Consider the following 17,559-nt stretch of genomic DNA (forward strand, 5'->3'; position numbering starts at 1 on the left):
CCGTGTGGACACCGGTACTTCCCGTGCGGCAACGTACCGGCCGCGTCATGCCGCCCGTTCTCCACAATCCCCCGTCGCGCAGTCTTCAGTGCTGCCCAGCCCGCTGTGCGTCCGCGTAACCGGTCAGCGCTTAATCCTGATGAATTCGTCGTCTTGGCTGATGAGCCGGTAACACACGACGATTTACCCCTTCAGGGTAGCAAGGACCTCGACGAGGATTCCGGACGCATGATGCCAATATCGATTCATTTACACATGCAATCGAGACCGGTATCAATATCAATTGCGATACCTTTCTTAGCCCAACCTCGCACCGCTCTTTATAGACCAGAAGAATTTGCGAGACGCATACCTCTCGTGCTGGAAGCTGATTCGAAGGTTTTACCGTGATTTGCCACGATACAGGGCGGTATTTCTCAGTAGCTCAGTGTGTTTTCATTATTGTGCCCGGTCGTCTGGTTAGTCATGTGCACCTTGAGCGTCGAAGTGCTATTTTTCTTTGATCCACATCTGTTTTTAGCAAATCAGTTCCCAATGTTTCGACGCCGTCGGATGCTTTGCGTTACTTGAGCTTCCGGGTTGTGTAAATGCCAAATTCTCGCCTATTGATGTATCGATCTAAATAATCTGCATACCTGATTATTTTCAATTCATCTCGTTTGATCGCGTCGTTCATGCAGTTTGTCGGGACAATTGTCTGAAGTTGACGAACTCAGCACGCTTGAGTTCAACGAAGCTGACCCACGCACCATCGCTCTTCTCGCCGCAACCTCAGCTCTTAACATCCACCCTGGAATACTGTATAAATATACAGTATTCCAGGGTGCTAGATCGTCTCCCTCCCACCCCTTGTTGCGAGGAATTGATTGCATATCGACACGATTTATATGCAAAAGCCAGAATTTTCTGTCTGTTCGTTGCCGCCAACAACGTCGATGCATATCGATCAGGGCGGCGATGCATCTATGCCAGGAAGAGGCGGAGTATCCGCGAGTAAAGAGCGTGTCTATGGCAGCAGCAATTCAGCTAGCGACGACCACGCTGTCGTCGCAATTACGGCGTCAGGTATGGCAAGGCAATGCGCTTGCCGGCCCGGACTCGCTCGTCGTCTCCAGCGGCTATGCCGAGCTGGACCGGCTACTGCCGGGGCAAGGCTGGTCGGCGGGCGGGCTGACGGAGTTGTTGATCGAGCATTGCGGAGTGGGTGAGATGCGTTTGCTGGCTCATGTGCTTCGGCATCTGACACAACAGGCCGAGCAGCACGTCATGCTCGTGGCGCCGCCGTATCAGCCTTGTGTCGCGGCACTAAAGACTTGGGGCGTCGATATCAGGCGTGTCCTATGGGTGCGCTCGACGGAAGATCAGGCGCTTTGGGCTGCCACTCAGGTACTGAAACAGAGCGGTATCGGCGCGGTGTTCGTGTGGCTGCAGAATGCGCGCGCCGACAAGGTCCGGCGTTTGCAAGTGGCAGCTCAGGAGTCGGCGGCGCTGGCATTTCTGATCCGTCCTGCGGCAGCGGCTGCGCAATCGTCGCCGGCGCCTTTGCGGATGATCTGTGAACCGCTTTTGCCGGCCAACGCGCAGACGATCAATCGTCGTCAGTGGTTGCACGAGATCGGTATGTCGATCGATATCTTCAAGCGTCGCGGACCGCCGCTCGCCGAGCCTTTGCGCCTCATTCTGCCTTTACAAAGCATTGTGTTGCCGAAAAACGAGGGCAGCCATCAACGCCCGGAGGTCAAACATGTTGTGGATCGCCGTCACCTTACCGCTGTTGCCGCTGGAAGCGGTGAAGCCGTTCGCGCTGCTTCCAGCTGGTTCACTCGCGAAACCGAATCGGCGTGATCCGTGCGACGGCGCGAGCCAACCTCAAGCTGCCGCGGACCCGAACGCGGAAACGCGCAGCTGTTATGCGCTGGCCGATCACGCGCACATCCTGATGCCCGATCTCGACGCATGGCGCGCCGGTGTGCAGGCGGGGCATTCGCGCTCGTATGCGTTGGCGCTGGCGCCGGGGTTGACACTGCTTGCCGCCGATCCAGCCCGCGTAACCCAGGCATTCGAAGCGATCGCGCTCGCCTTGCTGAGCTACACGCCCAAAGTGTCGCTTGCCGCTGTGCATACACTGCTGCTCGAAGTTGGTTCCGGCTTGCGCCTGTTCGGTGGCCTGCGCGCGTTGTTGTCGCGCGTATCGGGCACGGTAGCGGAATTTGGCTATACGGCGCGCATCGCGTGTGCGCCGACCGCTTGGGGGGCGTGGTTATTGGCGCAGGCGCGTGCGTGCCGGCAGGGACGTCGCTGGCATGTGCTCAAGGAAGCGTCGCTCGCGCGCGTGCTCGATCGTTTGTCCGTCGCGCTGCTGCCGGTTTCACAGGAGCATCGCGATGCGTTCGCGCATGTCGGCTGCGCGACGCTCGCCGATTTGCGCCGCTTGCCGAGAGCGGGCATTGTGCGGCGTTTCGGCGGTGGCGTTCTGGAGCTGCTCGCGCAGGCATATGGCATGCGTGCCGATCCGCGCGAATCGTTTCGCGCGCCGGCGTCGTTTCATGCGCAACTGGAATTGCCGTCGCGAGTCGATAACGCCGATGCGTTGCTGTTCGCCGCGCGCCGGTTGATCGTGCAGCTGGCCGGCTGGCTCAGTGCGCATCATGCGGCGCTGAGCGGCTATACGTTGCTGCTCGAGCATGAGCTGGCGTCGCGTCACGCGCCGAAAACATCGAGCCTGAAGGTTGCGTGGGCCATTCCGTCGCGCGATGCTGAGCATCTGATCTGGCTGTTGCGGGAAAAGCTGAACCAGACGGTGCTGGCGGCACCGGTCATCGAACTGAAGCTGGTGGCGGAGCAGATCGTCGATCATGCGGGACGGTCGGACACGCTGTTTTCAATGCCCGAGTCGGATGGCGATTCTCTCGCGCGCTTGCTCGAACGTCTGAGCGCGCGCCTCGGGCCTGAGAACGTGCTGCAGTTGTCGCAGCAGGACGATCATCGGCCGGAGCGGGCAACACGCGTGGAAGCCTATCAGTCGCAAGCGTTTTCACGCAGACAGCGCATGCCGTCGAAGAGCCGCGTCAAAGCCAGGGCGGATCAAACCTGGCTGACCGATGAACTGCGCAATGCCGCGCTTGAAGAAGCACGCGAGGGCGGCGCAACGCCAGTGCAAGCTGATCCGGCAACCCCGGCAACCCCGGCACTATCCGCATCGGCTCCCTCCCAAAGCACACCCGCATTCGCCGCCCAACCCGGCAACGTCCAGGCTTCGCTCGATCTCCCCGACTGCGCGCTACCCGCACAGCCTCGTCCGCTCTGGATGCTCGACCAGCCGCTGCGTCTGATGGTGCGCGACCAGCGGCCGATCTATCGCCGGCCGCTGACCATGCTCACGCGCACCGAGCGGATCGAAGCGGGGTGGTGGGACGGCGATCTCGTCGAGCGCGATTACTACATCGCAGCTGACGATCGCGGCCACCTGTTCTGGGTGTATCGCAAGCGCAAAGGCGAGTGGTATCTGCAGGGCCTGTTCGGTTGAATGCGATGACGACTTCCGCGCCGTCCTTGCCTTCGCAGCCGACGTTCGCGGCGCATTTGCCGCCGTATGCGGAGCTGCATTGCCTGAGCAACTTCTCGTTCCTGCGGGGGGCTTCGCATCCGCACGAGCTTGTCGAGCGGGCGATGTCGCTCGGCTATCGCGCACTTGCCATTACCGACGAATGTTCGCTGGCAGGCGTCGTGCGCGCGTACACGGCCGTGAAAGAACTCGAAGAGACGCAGGCGCGCGAACGGAAAGAGCGCGAGGCAAAAGCGCAGCAGGCGATGCGGGCGGCGGCGCCGGAGGAGATCACCGTCGCAACGGCTGCGACAAAGCATGAGAAAAAACAGCTTCCGAAGGACGACCCCCCGAAGGACGCCCCCCCGAAGGACGAACCCCCGAAGGACGAACCCCTAAAGCCGATCCCCCACCTGATCATCGGCAGCGAATTCAATCTGACCGATGCCGAAGGCCAACCCTTCTGCACCCTGGTGGCGCTCGCACTCAATCGCAACGGCTACGGCAATCTTTCCGAACTGATCACGCTCGCGCGTTCGCGTGCGGACAAGGGCTGCTATCGCATCGGTCCGGAAGACTTCACCGAGATGCTGCCGCATCTCGAACACCTGCGCGGCTTGCCCGATTGCGTGCTGCTGCTCGTGCCGCAGCGCGCGGCGACGCTCTCGCATACGCTGCGTTGCGCGCATTGGCTCGCGTCGTTCGCGGCGCAGCGTGCATGGATTGCGCTCGAACTGTGGCAAACCGGCAGCGATGATCTGCAACTCGACGCCTTGCGGATGATTTCACAAGACAGCGGTTTGCCGCTCGTGGCCGCGGGAGGCACGCTGATGCATGTGCGTTCGCGTAAGCCGTTGCAGGACACGATGACCGCGATCGGTCTCGGCACGCCCCTCTCGGCCTGCGGTCACGCGCTAGAAGCCAATGCGGAGCGGCACCTGCGCACGCGCGTGCGTTTGGGCAAGCTGTATCCGCGCGAGACGCTCGAAGAAACGCTGCGCATTGCCGCGTTATGCCGCTTCTCGCTCGAGGAACTGCAATACGAATATCCCGAAGAACTGGTGCCCGCCGACGAATCGCCGTCGAGCTATCTGCGCAAGCTCGTCATGGCCGGCGCGATGGAGCGCTGGCCGGGCGGCATGGACCTGAAGCGGATTCAGCAGATCGAGAAGGAGCTGGGTCTGATCGCCGATCTGAAATACGAAAAGTATTTTCTGACCGTGCACGATATCGTGAGCTTCGCGCGCTCGCGCAACATCCTGTGCCAGGGGCGAGGCTCGGCGGCGAACTCGATCGTGTGCTACTGCCTGCATGTCACCGAAATCGATCCCGTCAGCATGAACATGCTGATCGAGCGATTCATCTCGCGCGCCCGCAACGAGCCGCCCGACATCGACGTCGACTTCGAGCATCAGCGGCGCGAGGAAGTGATCCAGTACATCTATGCGAAGTACGGCCGCCATCGCGCGGCGCTGACCGCGTCGCTGATTACGTACCGCTCGCGCAGCGCGCTGAAAGACGTCGGCAAGGCGCTGGGTCTCGAAGCCTCGCTGATCGAGCGGATCAGCAAGTCGCAGCAATGGTGGGATGGCCCGGGCGCGGTGGCCGCCTATCTGGCCGAAGCGGGCTTCGATGCCCGATCGCACATCACGCGGAACCTGATCCGGCTGACTCAGGAGTTGCGCAATTTTCCGCGGCATCTGTCGCAGCACGTGGGCGGCTTCGTGATCGCGAAAGACCGGCTGTCGCGGCTCGTGCCGATAGAAAATGCGTCGATGAAAGAGCGCAGCGTGATCGAGTGGGACAAGGACGACATCGATGCGCTCAAGCTGCTGAAAGTCGACGTGCTGGCGCTCGGCATGCTCTCGGCCATCCGGCGCGCGCTCGAATTCGTCGCGTTGCGGCGTGGGTTGCCGCGGTTCCGGATGCAGGACATTCCGCGCGAGGATCGTGCCGTCTACGAGATGTGCGGCCATGCCGACACGATCGGCGTGTTCCAGATCGAATCGCGCGCGCAGCAAAGCATGCTGCCGCGTCTGAAACCGGACAAGTACTACGACCTCGTGATCGAAGTGGCGATCGTGCGGCCCGGGCCGATCCAGGGCGGCATGGTGCATCCTTATCTGCGTCGCAAGCAGGGGCTCGAGCCGATCGATTACGCCAAGGACGAGTTGCGGCCGGTGCTCGAACGCACGCTCGGCGTGCCGATTTTCCAGGAGCAGGTGATGCATCTGGCGATGGTGGCGGCGAAATACACGGGCGAGCAGGCCGACCAGTTGCGGCGCGCGATGGCCGCATGGCGGCGCAGCGGTAATCTCGCGAAGTATCAGAAGGATCTGACGGACCGCATGCTGGCGCGCGGCTACGAGCAGGCATTTATCGAGCGCATCTGCAAACAGATCGAGGGCTTCGGCGAATACGGTTTTCCGGAGAGCCATGCGGCGAGTTTCGCGCTGCTCGTTTATCTGAGCGCATGGCTGAAGCGCTACGAGCCGGCCGCTTTTCTGGCCGGTCTGCTGAACAGCCAGCCGCTGGGTTTCTATTCGCCGTCGCAACTCGTGCAGGACGCGAGGCGTCACGGCGTCAAGGTATTGCCGCCCGACGTGACGCTGAGCGACTGGGAATCGACCTTCGAGCGGCGCCATGCCGAAGGACGGCGGATTGCCGCTGACGAGACGCGTCTGCATCGTCAACATGCCGTGCTGGCCGCACAGCAATTGCGCAATCTGTCCTTGCCGCACCTGAAGGTGAGCCGCACGATCCGGCGTGCCGCGCGGCGGTTGACCGCGCGCGTGTTCAAACCAGCGAGCACGTATGGTTCGCGCGGTCCCGCGGTGCGTCTCGGTATGCATCTGATCAAGGGGCTCGCGCGGGACGCCGCCGAACGCATCATGGCGGCCCGCCGCGATGCGCCGTTGGTTGACGTCGACGATCTCGCGCGTCGCGCGGCCTTGACGCGGCGCGATCTCGAAGCGCTGGCCGTGGCGAATGCGCTTGTCGGTATCGCCGGTCATCGGCGCGAAGCGTGGTGGGCCGTGACCGCGCAGCACGCGGTGCCGAAGCTGCTGCGCGACGCGCCGATCGCCGAAGCGCCGCTCGCGTTGCCGCGCGCCAGCGAGCATCGCGAGATCGTCGACGATTATGCGAGCTTCGGTCTCACGCTCAATCGCCATCCGCTGGCGTTGTTGCGGGCGCGTCTCGCGCGGCATAAGTTTCGCACGGCGGCCGAACTCGCCGCGTGCCGGCACGGCACAATGGCGCGGGCGTGCGGCATCGTCACCGTGAGACAGCGGCCGGGCACGGCGAACGGCACGGTGTTCGTGTCGATCGAGGACGAAACCGGCTCGATTAATGTGATCGTGTGGCCGTCGCTGGTTGAAAAGCAGCGCAAGGCGTTGCTCGGTTCATCGTTGCTCGCGGTCTATGGGGTTTTGCAGCGCGATGATGGGGTGAGTACCGGGGGCGAGAGAGGAGACCGCGCGAGTCAGGGAGAGCGTGCGGCGAGTGCGGACCGGCGCAATCGGGCGTGGGCGGGAAATGAGGCAAATAGCACAGGCGGCCCCACAAGTGGCGAAAGCGGCGAAAGTGGTACGGGCGAGGCAAGCCGCAGCGGCGAGGCGCGGCGGCTTGCCGGTCGCAAACAGAAGGGCGAGGTGGTCCATCTCGTTGCCCATCGTCTCGAGGATTACAGCGAATGGCTCGGCGAACTCGCCACGACGAGCCGCGATTTTCATTGAGGCCCGGTAGCGGGCGGGTGGCGGGTGATGAGCGGACGCGCGGCACGGCCGGCGAATCCTGCATCGGCAGCCAGCAGGCGAGCGACGCTTGCCGTGCGCTCGTGAATCCTTTCGTTTGCGCGATGCAGTTGAATGCCGGTCAGCCGTGCGCTACACAACGCACTTGGGCAAATGCGATGTATATGCGCCAGAAGCACAGCCCCAGCAGCACAGCCCCGCGGCCAACGCGTCCGATCACAGCGGCGGCCTTGAGCCGGACAAACCAGCAAACCCCGTTGCGTGGCGTCAATTCAGCCGCGACGGCATAGCGCCTTGCCACGGAAACGCAGCCAGGACCTCGCGGATCGCCGTATCGAACGGCGTGCGCCGGCCGATACCGAGCGCTTCGAGACGGCTCGACGCCAGATGGCAGTTATGCGGGCGAGGCGTCGAATCGGTTGGCGTGTGCTGAGGCGTCAGGCGCGCATCGAGTTGCAGCGCTTCGGCGATACGCACGGCGATCTCGTATTTGGTCATGGGCTCGTCCCCCGACCATTGGACGATGCCGGAGACCGTCTCTCCGCGCGCATGCAGTGCGAGCATCTGCCGGATCACGAACGCGACGTCCGGCGTGAACGTGGGGTAGCGGATCGCCCAGGCGTCCATCGTGGCGGGCTCGCCAGCGGCGGCGGCCGAGGCGGTGATCGCCGGCACGAGGCTCGTCACCGCCGATTCCGACCAGCCGACGATTGGCCCATAGAGCAGCGGCAAGCGCAGCACGCAGCCGCGCCCGGTCGTTCCGGTCAGTGCGCGTTCGCCTTCGAGCTTGCTGTGCCCGTAAGCGTTGAGCGGCGCGGGCGCGCTGTCGTGCCGATACGGCGGCTCTGTGCCGTCGAACACGTAGTCGGTCGAGATCGACAGGGTCCATGCGCCGCACCGGCCTGCCGCCGCGGCAACGATGCGCACGGCATCGACGTTCAGCGCGCGGGCCAGCGCCGGGTCGCGCTCGCAGATGTCGGGGCGGCGCTCCGCGGCGGCAATCACAACGGCATCCGGCGCCGTGCGCTCGATGAAGCGTTCGACCGCCTGCGCGTCGCGAACATCGAGCGCGGCCATTTGCGGCGACGGCCGGCTGAACGCGGTGGCGACGACCTGCCAGTCGTCCTGCCGTGCCAGTTCGTCGACGAGCGCGCGGCCGAGCAGCCCGGAGCCGCCGATAACGGCAACCTTGAACACGATCCGCTCCCTTAGCGAGCCGACGTGACCGTGTAGCCGGCCTCGTCGATCGCGGCCTTCAGCGCATCGACGGATTGCGCCGATTCCACGACCACGCGCCCGGCCACGAGATCCACCTGAACCTGCGCGGCGGCGTCGTGTTCGCGGATCGCGTTCGTGACGGCAGCGACACAATGCTGGCAGCTCATGCCTTCTACGTGGAGTTCGATTGTCATGGCGGGGTCCTCGGCGAAATCAGAATGGCGAATGGCTGAATTATGCCTGCCGATCCGTATTTGAGTGGCTGACCTTCCCATCATGGGAAGGTGTAGGATCGATTCGAACCTGATCCAGAGCATGGGGAAACAGTCATGAATATTGGCGAAGCGGCCCGCGCGTCGGGCGTCACCGCAAAAATGATCCGCTATTACGAAAGCGTCGGCCTGTTGACAGCCAAGGCGCGCACGAGCGCCGGTTATCGCGTATACGGTCCGCAGGAAGTGCATTCGCTGCGCTTTATCCGCCAGGCGCGCCGGCTCGGCTTTCTCGTCGAAGACATTCGGCGGCTCCTCGCGCTATGGCGCGATCGTTCGCGCGCGAGCGCCGAAGTGAAGCGGATCGCGCTCGAGCATGTCGCGGACCTCGACCGCCGCATCGCCGAGCTGACCGACATGCGCGACACCCTTGCGCATCTGGCCGATCATTGCCACGGCGACGACCGGCCCGACTGTCCGATCATCGAGCGCCTCGCTGACACCGATCTGGTGTCGGGGCAGGGATGTCATTCGCTGTAGCCGTTGCGGGGAAAGGTGGAACCTGATTGCACCAAGGATGTGCACCATTCCGGAACGGAATGCACCTCATGTAGGCATTTCACTGTCCGACTCAGGGCATCGGGTTATAATTAGGGTTAACCCTTTGGCGGGAAATCCCTGATGTCCGATCACCGGGGATTCGATCTGATCCTTGGAGAACATCATGTTTGCATACCTGCTTGAAAAGCTGAACACCTGGTTGGAATCTGCGGAACGTAATAGCCGTGAGGCCTACCTGGCATCGTCGTCGGATATCGTCCAGCTCGAACAGCGCATCCGCTCGATCGAAACCAACGGCTATTCGCGGTAAGTTTCAGCTTCGAGTTGGGCCCGGCGGTGCAGCGTGCACGGCCATAGCAGCACAGCATCAAGCCCCGTCGAAACGGGGCTTTGTCACACTGGGCCCTGGGAATTGACCGCTTTTCCGGCAGGTTTGAAGCCGGCGACGCCGGAACGCCAGTCGTGGCGACTCTCGACTAGCTTCGCAACCTGCGCCGAGGTAAGGTAGGGCGCTTTTTGCGCAACCGGGCATTCATAACCAACGGGGCCGCCCATGCTCTCTGTCCGCTCGCTCGAACCCTTCAAATTCCGCCTCGCTGCGGTTATGGTGACGGCGCTGACAACCGTCTGCGCCGCGCCGGGCGCGTTCGCCGTGTCCGACAGTGCCCGCAAGCCGGTGATTCTCGACTCGCTGAGCGGTATCAACGACGGCCAGAGCGGGAGTGTGCTGATGAGCGCGCCGCTTTCGCGGCACCCGATTGTCGCCGCGCCGCCGATTGCGGCTCCTGTCGAGCTGCCGCAGGAAGCGTCGCCGCCGATCGTGGTCGCGCCATATATCCCGTTGCCGGCGGGCGGCGGCGTTCCGCCGAGACCGATGCCGCGCCCGGTAGCGCCTTCGCAATGAGGGTGGCATAGAAGGGCGGCGGCCCGGTATCTTCGCCATCGGCTTTTTCAGTTCCGTTGCACCTCGCTGGGATCCTTGCCCGCTGCATCGGATCGAGCGTCTCCACGTCTTCCGCCTATGGGCCGCCTCGCACCCCGGCCGATTCCGCATTGGGGTTTGGGCGCATGGCGTACGAGAAACCGTCCGACGACAATCGTTGCGCGCTTTGTCGCTGGCGGCCCGGTTGCGGCATTTGCGTCGCGTCGCCGCTTCGAACGGAAAACGGAACAAGGAGACGTCAACATGCCGATTCACTGGATGCGGCGCGCCATACGCGCCTGAGTCATGCTGCTCGCGCTCGCCGGGTTGTCCGGCGCCGCGCTCGCCAAGGACACGCCTGAAAAACCCACGCTGACGATGGCCGTCGGCGGCTTGCCCGGTCTTTACTATCTGCCGGTGCTTGCCGCGCAGCAGCTCGGCTACTTCAAGGACGAAGGCCTGGACGTCACGCTCGAGGACTTCGCGGGCGGCTCGAAAGCGCTGGAAGCCGTGGTGGGCGGCAGTGCCGACGTCGGCGCGGGCGCGTTCGAGCACACGCTCTTCATGCAGGCGAAGGGACAGCACTATCGCGCGTTTGCCTTGATGGGCCGCGCGCCGCAGATCGTCATCGGTGTGGTGAAGTCGAAGGCGGATCGGATCAGATCGCTCGCGGACTTCAAGGGCGCGAAGGTCGGCGTGAGCGCGCCGGGGTCGTCGACGGATCTCGTGCTTACCGTGGCGTTGCGCAAGGCCGGCGTGCAGCGCAGCGATATCTCGGCGATCGGCGTCGGCAGCGGTGCGACGGTGTTGGCCGCGGTGGGTAGCGGGCAGATCGATGCGCTGTCGAATGTCGATCCGATGATGACCAAGTTGACGCGCAGCGGCGCGATCAAGGTGCTGGTCGACACGCGCACGGTGAAGGGGACGCAGGCAGTGTTCGGCGGAACGATGCCGGCGGCGACGCTTTACGCGCCGGAGAGCTTCATTCAGAAGAATCCGAAGACGACGCAGGCGCTGACCAATGCGGTCGTGCGCGCGAACCACTGGCTGCAGACCGCGAGCGACGCCGATCTGCTGAAGATGGTGCCGCAGGCCTATCTGCTCGGCGATCCGGCGCTCTACCTGGAGGCCTTTCACAACGTGCGCGACGCGTACTCGCCCGATGGCCTGATGCCCGCGGACGGTCCGGCGACCTCTCTGCGCGCGCTGTCGTCATTCGACAACCGGCTCGATCCGAAAAAGATCGACCTGGGCGCGACCTATACGAACGACTTCGCGAGCAAGGCGGCCGCGCAGTTGAAGTGAGCCAAAGAAGTCATGCCGTTGCGTGTGATGCCGGCGTGAGCCGGGATGTGCGAGATGCACGAACAGCCGGCGGAGAAGCGGGGGAGCGCGCGGCTGATGTCTGCGACAACGACATCGGTGCGATCGGCTTGCGCGAGCCGATGTTGTGGTGTCGAGAGCGTTCGGTGATCGCTCGTGTGCCGCCTAATTGCCCCGATATTCGACCTTGAAGGTTGCGGCCTTGTCTTCGCCGAGCGTCTTGACGAGCCATGGCATCTGCTCCTTGAGCATTTTCGCGAGTGTGTACGGCGGGTTCAGGATAAACATGCCGCTGCCGAAAAGTCCGAAGCCATCCGCGGGCGGATTGCTGACGGTCAGGCTGACGTGCAGCCAGTTGTCCTTTTGCAATTGCTTCAGCTGATCGGGAAAGCGCTGCGATTCCGGGCGCTTCACCTGCGGATACCAGACTGCATAGGTGCCGGTCGGAAAGCGCTTCAGGCTTTCCTCGACACAGCGCAGCGTGCGACTGTAATCGCGCTTGTCCTCATATGACGGATCGAGCAGCACCAGCGCGCGGCGCGGCGCCGGCGGCAGCAACGCGAGGATGCCGTCGAAGCCGTCGCCCGCGTAGAGCATCGCGCGGCGTCCCGCGTCGCGGAAGTTATGGCGCAGCACGTCGATTTCAGTCGTGTGCAGTTCGAACAGGCGCATGCGGTCCTGTTCGCGCAACTGCCGCCATGCGATGTACGGCGAGCCTGGATAGAAGCGCAACTGGCCGTCGGCATTGAGCGCGCTTACTTCGTCGACGTATTCGGCGAAGAGCGACGGCAGATCGTTGCGTTCCCACAGTTTTGCGATGCCGGTCTGGAACTCGCCGGTCTTGGTCGCGTAGCCTTCCTTCAGCGAGTAAACGCCGGCGCCCGCATGCGTGTCGATATACCAGTAGGCTTTGTCCTTCTGGCCGAGGTAGCGCAATAGCTGCAACACGACGGCGTGTTTCAGAACGTCGGCGTGATTGCCGGCATGGAAGGCGTGGCGGTAACTGAGCATGATGAGAGGACGCTGAAAGAGGACGTGCCGGCCGGAGCGGAGACAGTGGCGCGCGGTCGCGTATTGTACGCGAGCGCGCGCCGCCGGTTATCCGCTTGCTGCGCGGCTCACTCGTGCGCGTCGCCGATGATCTCCTCGATCCGCTGCTTGATCTCCGGCGTCATGCGCTCGGCCACTTCGGCCGATTTCATGTTTTCGCCGATCTGCTCGACCCGCGACGCACCCGTGATTACCGTGCTGACATGCGGATTCTTCAGAATCCATGCGATCGCGAGCTGACCGACCGTGCAGCCGAGTTCGTCGGCCACCGCTCCCAACTGACCGACCACGTTGTTCTTGCCCGGGTCGGTGAGCTGGTTGCGCAGCCAGTCGTAACCTTGCAACTGCGCGCGGCTGTCGGTGGGTATTCCAGCGCGATATTTGCCGGTGAGCAGGCCGGACGCGAGCGGGCTCCAGGTGGTGAGACCAAGGCCGATGTCTTCGTAAAGCCGTTTGTATTCCTGCTCGACGCGCTTGCGGTGAAACAGGTTGTATTGCGGCTGTTCCATGACCGGCTTGTGCAGATGATGCCGCTCGGCGATTTCATACGCGGCGCGGATTTCTTCGGCGCTCCATTCGGAGGTGCCCCAGTACTGCGCCTTGCCGCGCGCGATCATGTCGCTCATCGCCCAGACCGTTTCCTCGATCGGCGTGTTCGGGTCGGGACGATGGCAGAACACGAGATCGACATAATCGAGCTGCAGGCGCTTGAGCGAGCTGTCGATCGCGTTCATCAGGTACTTGCGGTTCAGCGTGTGGTACTGGTTCGGCGCTTCCGTCAGACCCCAGAAGAATTTCGTCGACACCACGTAGCTCACGCGCGGCCACGCCAGTTCCTTCAGCGCGTGGCCCATGATTTCCTCGGATTTGCCGCCGGCATAGACCTCGGCGTTGTCGAAGAAATTGACGCCGGCGTCACGCGCCGCGGCAAGCGATTCGCGCGCGGCGCGATGATCGACCTGGTTGCCGTAGGTGACCCACGAGCCGATGGACAGCTCGCTGACTTGCAGGCCTGAGCGGCCCAGACGTCGGAAATTCATGTCTCTCTCCTTGTTGGTGATGCACGAAAATTGAGGCGTGAAAATTGAGGCGTGAGTCGAGCCCGAAACGTAGGCCGGGATTGAGTCCGAAGCCGTCCAGTTTAAAGAGATACGGCTCGATGTGTGTTTTACCTCTGGAATTCACGGGGTTCATGCACAATAGCAAAGTTGGCCGCAATGCAGCATCGGCCGAACGGTCTATGCCGTTTGGCTGACTTCACGCCGCATGCGGCCTTGTGGTCTCATTGCTCATCAACTGCATGGAGGTTCCGGATGTCGTCTCTGAACACGAATCTGAATGGCAAGGTCGCTGTGGTTACCGGCGCGGCAAGCGGCATCGGCAAGCAGATCGCGCTGACTCTGTCCGCCTCGGGCGCGGCGGTCGCGATCGCCGACCTGAACCAGGACGGCGCGAACGCCGTGGCTGAAGAAATCAGGGCGGGCGGCGGCAAGGCAATCGGCGTGGCGATGGACGTCACGAACGAAGAGGCGGTCAACCAGGGCATCGACAAGGTTGCAGCGGAATTCGGCTCGATCGACATCCTCATCTCCAATGCCGGCATCCAGATCGTCAATCCGATCGAAAACTACTCGTTTTCGGACTGGAAGAAGATGCAGGCGATTCACGTTGACGGCGCGTTCCTGACCACCAAAGCGGCGCTCAAGCACATGTACAAGGACGATCGCGGCGGCATCGTGATCTACATGGGTTCGGTTCATTCGCATGAAGCCTCGCCGCTGAAGTCCGCCTACGTGACGGCCAAGCACGCGCTGCTCGGCCTCTCGCGCGTGCTCGCCAAGGAAGGCGCCAAGCACAACGTGCGCTCGCACGTGGTATGTCCGGGCTTCGTGCGCACGCCGCTGGTCGACAAGCAGATTCCCGAACAGGCAAAGGAACTCGGCATCAGCGAGGAAGACGTGATCAAGCGCGTGATGCTGGGCGGCACGGTCGACGGCATTTTCACGACGGTCGAAGACGTCGCGCAGACGGTGCTGTTCCTGTCCACGTTCCCGACGGCCGCGCTGACGGGCCAGTCCTTCATCGTGAGTCACGGCTGGTACATGCAATAAGGAGAGGCCCATGGCGCAACGCAATCTCAAGCGGGCGCGCGTGGGCGTGTCCGGCGACGGGGAGGGCGCCGGTCCGGCGCCGGCCACGCACCCGCGCCGGCATCTCCACTTGCCTAACTACGAAACCGTCGCGCTGATGCTGCAAGGCGGCGGCGCGCTGGGCGCCTATCAGGCGGGCGTTTTCCAGGGACTTTACGAGGCCGGCATCGAGCCCAACTGGCTGGCGGGCATTTCGATCGGCGCCTTGAATACGGCGATCATTGCGGGCAATCCGCCGGAAAAGCGCGTCGAGCGGTTGCTGCAATTCTGGGAAACGATCTGCCAGCCGGCCTTCGGGCCGCCGGTGCCGGCTTTCGTCGAACACGCGTTTTTCAATTCCAGCGAAGCCGTACGCAAGGCATTCACGGCGGCGCAGGCGATGAGCGCGATCGTCGAAGGGCAGCGGGGCTTTTTCGTGCCGCGCTTTCCGCCGCTGTTGCCCACGGTGTCCGGGCCGCCGCAAATGGCCAGCTACTACGACACCACGCCGCTGAAAGCCACGCTCGAATCGCTATGCGATTTCGACCGCATCAATTCGGGCGAGATACGTGTGTCGGTGGGCGCGGTCAATTGCGGCACGGGCAACTTCGAGTATTTCGACAATACGCATACGACGCTGCGGCCCGAGCATTTCATGGCGTCGGGCGCGTTGCCGCCGGGCTTCGCCGCAGTCGAGATCGACGGTCAGTACTACTGGGACGGCGGGCTGATGTCGAATACGCCGCTCTACGAGGTGATGCAGTCCACGCCGCGCCGCGACACGCTCGCGTTTCAGGTCGATCTGTGGAGCGCGATCGGGCCGGTGCCGGATAGTCTCTCCGACGTACAGGGGCGCATGAAAGACATCCAGTATTCGAGCCGCACGCGTCTCGTGACCGACATGGTGCAGCGTTCGCAGCGCTTCCGGCATGTGCTGCGCGAGGTGCTGGACCGCGTGCCCGTCGAGCAGCGCGACGACCCGTGGTGCAAGCTGGCCGAAGATCTGTCGTGCTCGAAGCGCTACAACGTGATCCACCTGATTTACCGGCACAAGGAATACGAAGGCCACTACAAGGACTTCCAGTTCGGCCTGTCGACGATGCGCGAGCACTGGCAAAGCGGCCTCGAAGATATTCGCCATTCCCTCGAGCAGCCCGATTGGCTCGAGATGCCGGACAACGATGCGGGGTTCGTGACCCACGACATCCATCGGGATTCGCGCTGAGTTTGCATCGAGTTCGCGCTGGTGGGGTTGTTGCCGAAAGAGCCGAAGCATTGGCGCCAGCGCTACCTTTGCTCAGGCAATAAAAAAAACGGCGCCCTTTTCAAAAAGGGCGCCGTTTTCATTGGCGTCTGCCATCCAGCGCAATCAAATACAGCGCGGCCAAGGTCCGCGCCGCGCAATGCCTTACTTCAGCACGTGAGCAATCGCGTTGGCGACCACGTCGAGATTACGCGTGTTGAGCGCAGCCACGCAGATGCGGCCCGTGCTCACCGCGTAGATGCCGAATTCTTCGCGCAGACGGTCCACTTGCGGTGCCGTCAGACCCGAGTACGAGAACATGCCGCGTTGTGCGTTCACGAAGCCGAAGTCGCGGTCGACGCCGGCTGCCTTCAGGCGCTCGACGAGGCCGTTGCGCATTGCGCGGATGCGCTCGCGCATTTCGCCCAGTTCGGCTTCCCACGTGGCGCGCAGTTCGGCCGATGCCAGAACCGCCGCGACTATCGAGCCGCCGTGCGTCGGCGGGTTCGAGTAGTTCGTGCGGATCACGCGCTTCAGTTGCGACAGCACGCGGGCCGATTCTTCCTGGCTGGCCGTGATGATCGACAGTGCGCCGACGCGCTCGCCGTACAGCGAGAACGACTTCGAGAACGACGACGACACGAACACGTTCAGTTCCGCTGCCGCGAAGAGGCGCACGGCTGCCGCGTCGGCTTCGATGCCGTCGCCGAAGCCCTGGTAGGCGATGTCGAGGAACGGCACGAGGTTGCGCGCCTTGACGACTTCGACCACCTGCTTCCACTGCTCGACGCTCAGGTCGACGCCGGTCGGGTTGTGGCAGCACGCGTGCAGCACGACGATGGTGCCGGCCGCGTAGCCGTTCAGCGCGCTCAGCATGCCGTCGAAGTTCACGCCGTGCGTTTGCGCGTCGTAGTACGGATACGATTCGACGACGAAGCCCGCGCCTTCGAACAGCGCGCGGTGGTTTTCCCAGCTCGGATCGCTGATCGCGACCTTGCTGGCCGGATTCACGCGCTTGAGGAAGTCCGCGCCGATCTTCAGCGCGCCCGTGCCGCCCAGCGCCTGCGCCGTGACGACGCGGCCCGCTGCGATCAGCGGCGAATCGTTGCCGAGCAGCAGCTTTTGCACGGCCGCATCGTAGGCGGCGATACCTTCGATCGGCAGATAACCGCGCGGCAGCGCGGCTTCGACGCGGGCCTTTTCCGCGTCGCGCACGGCGCGCAGCAGCGGAATCTTGCCTTCTTCATTGAAGTACACGCCCACCCCGAGGTTGACCTTGGTGGCGCGCGCATCGGCGTTGAAGGCTTCGTTCAGGCCCAGGATCGGGTCGCGGGGAGCAAGTTCGACGGCGGAGAACAGAGACATGATGGATGGGCAGCAGTAGTGAAAAGAGGGCGGCGTCGCGCGCGGGCGGCCTGGCTTCGGGCGTCGGCGGCGTTTCGGGCGTTTGGCGGGAATCTGGCGAAACACGCGGCGAAACGCACGGAGAAACACGCAAAACGAGGCCGGTCCATCGGGCAGCGGCGAGCGAGCGCAACTTCGCATTGTAACGAATCCGGCCGCGTTTTTCGTCCGCCAAGGCGGGCAACCGGCAATTATTTG

General features: G+C 63.2%; 14 protein-coding genes. 9 read left to right on the forward strand and 5 right to left on the reverse strand.

Annotation, left to right across the window (positions count from 1 at the left end; translation table 11 throughout):
• Window positions 1-1,008 precede the first annotated feature (1,008 nt).
• From imuA to F3J19_RS31640, 3 genes are read left to right on the forward strand one after another with little or no spacing between them, the layout of a single operon-like run.
• Complete coding sequence (gene imuA, locus F3J19_RS31630) at window positions 1,009-1,845, forward strand: translesion DNA synthesis-associated protein ImuA (RefSeq protein ID WP_167050341.1); 837 nt, start codon at window positions 1,009-1,011, stop codon at window positions 1,843-1,845.
• Complete coding sequence (locus tag F3J19_RS31635; protein WP_167050343.1) at window positions 1,745-3,526, forward strand: DNA polymerase Y family protein; 1,782 nt, start codon at window positions 1,745-1,747, stop codon at window positions 3,524-3,526. The genes imuA and F3J19_RS31635 overlap by 101 nt, the downstream gene beginning before the upstream one ends.
• Before the next feature lie 5 nt (window positions 3,527-3,531).
• A complete protein-coding gene (locus tag F3J19_RS31640) occupies window positions 3,532-7,281 on the forward strand; it encodes an error-prone DNA polymerase (protein ID WP_167050345.1) in 3,750 nt (1,249 codons plus the stop codon).
• Window positions 7,282-7,566: 285 nt separating this feature from the next.
• Here the strand turns inward: F3J19_RS31640 and F3J19_RS31645 are convergent, their stop codons facing one another.
• Window positions 7,567-8,496, reverse strand: coding sequence for an SDR family oxidoreductase (locus tag F3J19_RS31645; RefSeq protein ID WP_167050347.1), 930 nt, complete (start codon window positions 8,494-8,496; stop codon window positions 7,567-7,569).
• 11 nt (window positions 8,497-8,507) lie between these two features.
• Window positions 8,508-8,711, reverse strand: coding sequence for a cation transporter (locus F3J19_RS31650; RefSeq protein WP_167050349.1), 204 nt, complete (start codon window positions 8,709-8,711; stop codon window positions 8,508-8,510).
• Window positions 8,712-8,846: 135 nt separating this feature from the next.
• Between F3J19_RS31650 and cueR the strand changes: the two genes are divergently transcribed.
• From cueR to F3J19_RS31670, 4 genes are all read left to right on the forward strand, one after another.
• Window positions 8,847-9,269, forward strand: a complete 423-nt coding sequence (gene cueR, locus F3J19_RS31655; protein ID WP_167050350.1) for a Cu(I)-responsive transcriptional regulator — start codon at window positions 8,847-8,849, stop codon at window positions 9,267-9,269.
• A gap of 184 nt (window positions 9,270-9,453) precedes the next feature.
• A complete protein-coding gene (locus F3J19_RS31660) occupies window positions 9,454-9,600 on the forward strand; it encodes a DUF3563 family protein (RefSeq protein ID WP_167050352.1) in 147 nt (48 codons plus the stop codon).
• 243 nt (window positions 9,601-9,843) lie between these two features.
• On the forward strand, window positions 9,844-10,194 hold the full coding sequence (locus F3J19_RS31665; RefSeq protein WP_240159391.1) for a hypothetical protein: 351 nt from the start codon (window positions 9,844-9,846) through the stop codon (window positions 10,192-10,194).
• 324 nt (window positions 10,195-10,518) lie between these two features.
• A complete protein-coding gene (locus F3J19_RS31670) occupies window positions 10,519-11,517 on the forward strand; it encodes an ABC transporter substrate-binding protein (RefSeq protein ID WP_167050354.1) in 999 nt (332 codons plus the stop codon).
• Between the two features lie 183 nt (window positions 11,518-11,700).
• On the opposite strand, the gene rlmJ is transcribed toward F3J19_RS31670, so the two are convergent.
• Complete coding sequence (gene rlmJ, locus F3J19_RS31675) at window positions 11,701-12,546, reverse strand: 23S rRNA (adenine(2030)-N(6))-methyltransferase RlmJ (protein ID WP_167050356.1); 846 nt, start codon at window positions 12,544-12,546, stop codon at window positions 11,701-11,703.
• 107 nt (window positions 12,547-12,653) lie between these two features.
• On the reverse strand, window positions 12,654-13,625 hold the full coding sequence (locus tag F3J19_RS31680) for an aldo/keto reductase (RefSeq protein ID WP_167050358.1): 972 nt from the start codon (window positions 13,623-13,625) through the stop codon (window positions 12,654-12,656).
• A 273-nt stretch (window positions 13,626-13,898) separates the two neighbouring features.
• On the opposite strand from F3J19_RS31680, the gene F3J19_RS31685 reads away from it, so the two are divergent.
• Together F3J19_RS31685 and F3J19_RS31690 are read left to right on the forward strand one after the other, a co-directional pair.
• Window positions 13,899-14,696 (forward strand): 3-hydroxybutyrate dehydrogenase, encoded by a 798-nt coding sequence (locus tag F3J19_RS31685; RefSeq protein WP_167050359.1) that lies wholly within the window; start codon window positions 13,899-13,901, stop codon window positions 14,694-14,696.
• A gap of 10 nt (window positions 14,697-14,706) precedes the next feature.
• The gene (locus F3J19_RS31690) at window positions 14,707-15,939 is read left to right on the forward strand and encodes a patatin-like phospholipase family protein (RefSeq protein WP_167050361.1); all 1,233 of its coding nucleotides are present in this window, start codon (window positions 14,707-14,709) and stop codon (window positions 15,937-15,939) included.
• 183 nt (window positions 15,940-16,122) lie between these two features.
• Here F3J19_RS31690 and F3J19_RS31695 read toward each other — a convergent pair whose 3' ends face one another.
• On the reverse strand, window positions 16,123-17,322 hold the full coding sequence (locus tag F3J19_RS31695; protein WP_167050363.1) for an amino acid aminotransferase: 1,200 nt from the start codon (window positions 17,320-17,322) through the stop codon (window positions 16,123-16,125).
• Between the last annotated feature and the right edge of the window lie 237 nt (window positions 17,323-17,559).

This window comes from Burkholderia sp. Ax-1724 (genome assembly GCF_011752995.1).
Lineage (GTDB): Bacteria > Pseudomonadota > Gammaproteobacteria > Burkholderiales > Burkholderiaceae > Paraburkholderia.

Coding starts and splice junctions, on each gene's coding strand:
- imuA (WP_167050341.1), top strand. CDS start 1,009: ATGGCAGCAGCAATTCAGCTAGCGACGACCACGCTGTCGTCGCAATTA.
- F3J19_RS31635 (WP_167050343.1), top strand. CDS start 1,745: ATGTTGTGGATCGCCGTCACCTTACCGCTGTTGCCGCTGGAAGCGGTG.
- F3J19_RS31640 (WP_167050345.1), top strand. CDS start 3,532: ATGACGACTTCCGCGCCGTCCTTGCCTTCGCAGCCGACGTTCGCGGCG.
- F3J19_RS31650 (WP_167050349.1), bottom strand. CDS start 8,711: ATGACAATCGAACTCCACGTAGAAGGCATGAGCTGCCAGCATTGTGTC.
- cueR (WP_167050350.1), top strand. CDS start 8,847: ATGAATATTGGCGAAGCGGCCCGCGCGTCGGGCGTCACCGCAAAAATG.
- F3J19_RS31660 (WP_167050352.1), top strand. CDS start 9,454: ATGTTTGCATACCTGCTTGAAAAGCTGAACACCTGGTTGGAATCTGCG.
- F3J19_RS31665 (WP_240159391.1), top strand. CDS start 9,844: ATGCTCTCTGTCCGCTCGCTCGAACCCTTCAAATTCCGCCTCGCTGCG.
- F3J19_RS31670 (WP_167050354.1), top strand. CDS start 10,519: ATGCTGCTCGCGCTCGCCGGGTTGTCCGGCGCCGCGCTCGCCAAGGAC.
- rlmJ (WP_167050356.1), bottom strand. CDS start 12,546: ATGCTCAGTTACCGCCACGCCTTCCATGCCGGCAATCACGCCGACGTT.
- F3J19_RS31680 (WP_167050358.1), bottom strand. CDS start 13,625: ATGAATTTCCGACGTCTGGGCCGCTCAGGCCTGCAAGTCAGCGAGCTG.
- F3J19_RS31685 (WP_167050359.1), top strand. CDS start 13,899: ATGTCGTCTCTGAACACGAATCTGAATGGCAAGGTCGCTGTGGTTACC.
- F3J19_RS31690 (WP_167050361.1), top strand. CDS start 14,707: ATGGCGCAACGCAATCTCAAGCGGGCGCGCGTGGGCGTGTCCGGCGAC.
- F3J19_RS31695 (WP_167050363.1), bottom strand. CDS start 17,322: ATGTCTCTGTTCTCCGCCGTCGAACTTGCTCCCCGCGACCCGATCCTG.